Consider the following 2,917-nt stretch of genomic DNA (forward strand, 5'->3'; position numbering starts at 1 on the left):
CCTATCAAGCGCAGGCAGCTTGCTTGGCTGCGTCGAAGGTGTCGGCGAGCTTTCGCACCCGGAATCATCAGGGCGGCAATCCTCAGGCAAAGGCTTCGCATTCTTCAGTACCTTCTGGATGGCGTCGGGCCGCCTGCGCTCCACTATCCCGCGGAGACCTGGCCGGACTATGCCGGGGACGCGCCTGCGCGGTAGGACGATTCCCGACGGCGCGTTCGGCCGCCCTGGCCTAGGATTAAGAAGTCTCTTCAGGAGAAACTGAGATGCATAAGGACTTTGTAGTCTGTGCCAACCGTGCCGGTTGGGTGCTAAAGGTATGTGGCGCAGTCACCGCCATCCTCGAATTTGAAAGTCGAGACGAAGCGATGAGCTTCGGAAACGCCATAGCAGTCAGGAAGGGGGTCGACTTAGTGCTCGAGGAACAGAGTTCGTCACTGCCGTTGGCGGCATAGCCGGAGTCCCATCCTGGGAGGTCGTCGTGACACATAGGGGAAATTTCCACGTCATCCCTCATGGCAAAGGTTGGGACGTTAGGCAGGAGGGTGCCGTGCGGGCACGATTCCACTATGAGACCCTGGAAGATGCGATCAAGGCTGGGAGCGCACTTGCCGAGCGCGAAAAGGTCGAGTTGCTGGTGCACGACAGTGAAGGCCAAATTCGCTCTCGTAGTGATCTTGGCAACTGATCACCCCCGTCGCTAGGCCACCAGGATTAAGTGCGGAGACAGACATCCGCAGTGCTGGTACCGCTCGTATGCTGAAATCCCCAAGGGCCAGTTCCTTTAACCCGCCCATCCCCGTCGATCCACCGGCATCGACAGGGCGCTTTTCTTTTCAAAGCTGATCAGGAGCCTGCGCCGATTTCCCGACCCTGCCGCCGGGGTTGAAAGTCCCTTCAATGCGGGTATAGAGTCCCTTCAACTCAAAGGCTACTACCAACCCTACGGGACCTCTCCTATGCTTGAGGCACGCGTGTGGCGAGGGGGCATCATCCCCCGATCACACGCAGTGCCGCGACTTTCCTCCCCTCGGTCGCGGCACTTTCTATTTATCGCGAAACGCAAGGTGGCACTGCAGAAACTGGTGACCGGGGGAGGCTCTATCACGACAATGGGCCTGTCACCTTGGCCGTAGCCTGTGGGCCGTCGTCGTATGGCGCCCGCCGCGCCGCAGGCCTACAACGAAGGCATGCGCCCACCGGGAGACCACCATGCAGTCGCGCCAGCCTGCCCCTACCCTAGCAGACCTATCACCGATGCTGCTCACCGACCGGCAGGCGGTACCGAGCACTGGCGAATGGCACTGGGAGATCAAGTACGAAGGCTACCGTCTTCTGGCCACCACCGGCACGCCGACGCTGCAGACGCGCGGTGGCTCGGACGCGACACGCTGGTTTCCGGAGATCGCCGAGGCGCTGTGCAAGTTGCCACCCGGCAACGTCGTGGACGGTGAGGTGTGCGTCCTGAACGACCTTGGCATCAGCGACTTCGACCGCCTGCACCGGCGCGCGRCACGCCGCCGCTGGCACGTGGGCGCCGACCTGGTGGCCTACTGCGTCTTCGATCTGCTCGTGGCCGGCGACCGGGACTTCCGCGCGCAGCCGATCGAGAAGCGTAAGATCGCGCTGCACCGACTTCTCGGCGACAAAGGGCGCCCTTAGGCGCCCCCGGCGGCGGTCAATGACTGTTCCGTCCGGGCCTTCACCCCAGCCACCTCCAGCGCGCGCTTACAGTGTATCAAGGGCGCCTCAGCGCGCCTTCCCTCATAGGCAGGGATTAATGCGTCGTCAGCGAGTCGTAGGCCCGCTCGCAGGCTTGGCCGGCAATGCCGGCGACGTCAGCGTACCCAGCCAGGATTCCCGCGCGCTGGTCAGCCCGGCTGAGCACGTCGGCAAGCGTTCCGATAGGGCCACCTAGCGCAGCTTCATGCGACCCGCCCGAGCTCATGGATGCCGATCCGGCGCCACGCGAGCTACGGGCGAAGGCTGCCGAGTAGAGGTCCCGCACGGAACCCGATGGCCGCCTAGCACCGTGCTATGGTTGCGCCATCACAATGACCAACAACGGAATGCGGATGAAGCGAATCCTCGCTGTAGCGCTGATGGCCATGTCCGGTATGGCCTGGGCCACCCTGCAGATGGCGGAGGTCGTGATTATCGACGGCGAGCCGACCGCGCTGCTCGCCGAGCCACTCGCTCCACTGCTCGATCGACCGGAGGTCGCGAGCGGCCTACGCAGTCAGGTGGGTACCAGCCTATGCACCGCTAGCTGGCGCGGCTATCAGGGAACCTGGGAGATCCGGGACGATGCCTTGTATCTGGTTAAGCTCAACACTTCGCCCTGTCACGACCCCAGGGAGGTGCCGATCGGCACCGTCATTCCTGATGCAGCGGCACCTTTGAAGGCTACCTGGTTCTCTGGCGACCTCACGATTCCCATGACCACGAGGCGCAGGAATTGGCATCTGGAAGAAGGGTTCCTGCTTGAGCGCTACGAATTGCTCACGATTGCCGAGGGTGTGGTGAAGGAACGCAGGACCATTGAGCGGACAAGAGGAGTGCAGGGCAGCGCTCAAAAAGCTGTTGACCGATCCGCCGGAAAGCCTGCTGTACCTATTCAGCGGTGAGGATTGGAAGTGGCTCTATGACAACGCCCTCGCGCTCAAGCTGGAGGGCATCGTAGGGAAGCGCGCGGGCAGCGGCTACGCCTGCGGCAAGCGGAACCCGGACCGGATCCAATGTAAAGCGGTCGGACCGGCACGGTACCGTACCGACAGACTGTAGGCGCCGCCTTATAGTTGCGGCAGACGTGGTCCCCCAGTTCGAAGGATGTGCCTTCCAAGCGAAGGCCGGCCGCACCGCATCCACTACCGAACTGCTGAGGGACCCGTCGCAAACAGCCTGTTTGGAGGGCGTATGC

The 2,917-nt window shown here is 62.7% G+C and carries 5 protein-coding genes; 4 read left to right on the plus strand and 1 reads right to left on the minus strand.

The features are described 5' to 3' along the window. The first annotated feature begins 263 nt into the window (after nt 1-263). From AC1DO7_RS40735 to AC1DO7_RS40745, 3 genes are all read left to right on the plus strand, one after another. Complete coding sequence (locus AC1DO7_RS40735) at nt 264-452, plus strand: DUF2188 domain-containing protein (protein WP_441616154.1); 189 nt, start codon at nt 264-266, stop codon at nt 450-452. Nucleotides 453-478: 26 nt separating this feature from the next. Then, nucleotides 479-685, plus strand: coding sequence for a DUF2188 domain-containing protein (locus AC1DO7_RS40740; RefSeq protein ID WP_441616156.1), 207 nt, complete (start codon nt 479-481; stop codon nt 683-685). A gap of 569 nt (nt 686-1,254) precedes the next feature. Continuing rightward, nucleotides 1,255-1,659 (plus strand): ATP-dependent DNA ligase, encoded by a 405-nt coding sequence (locus tag AC1DO7_RS40745; protein ID WP_477117521.1) that lies wholly within the window; start codon nt 1,255-1,257, stop codon nt 1,657-1,659. Nucleotides 1,660-1,774: 115 nt separating this feature from the next. On the opposite strand, the gene AC1DO7_RS40750 is transcribed toward AC1DO7_RS40745, so the two are convergent. Next, a complete protein-coding gene (locus AC1DO7_RS40750) occupies nt 1,775-1,945 on the minus strand; it encodes a DUF2514 family protein (RefSeq protein ID WP_441616160.1) in 171 nt (56 codons plus the stop codon). Between the two features lie 127 nt (nt 1,946-2,072). Between AC1DO7_RS40750 and AC1DO7_RS40755 the strand changes: the two genes are divergently transcribed. Beyond that, complete coding sequence (locus AC1DO7_RS40755; RefSeq protein ID WP_441616162.1) at nt 2,073-2,624, plus strand: hypothetical protein; 552 nt, start codon at nt 2,073-2,075, stop codon at nt 2,622-2,624. Nucleotides 2,625-2,917 lie beyond the last annotated feature (293 nt).

The sequence above is a fragment of the Cupriavidus sp. 05N40 genome (assembly GCF_056397305.1).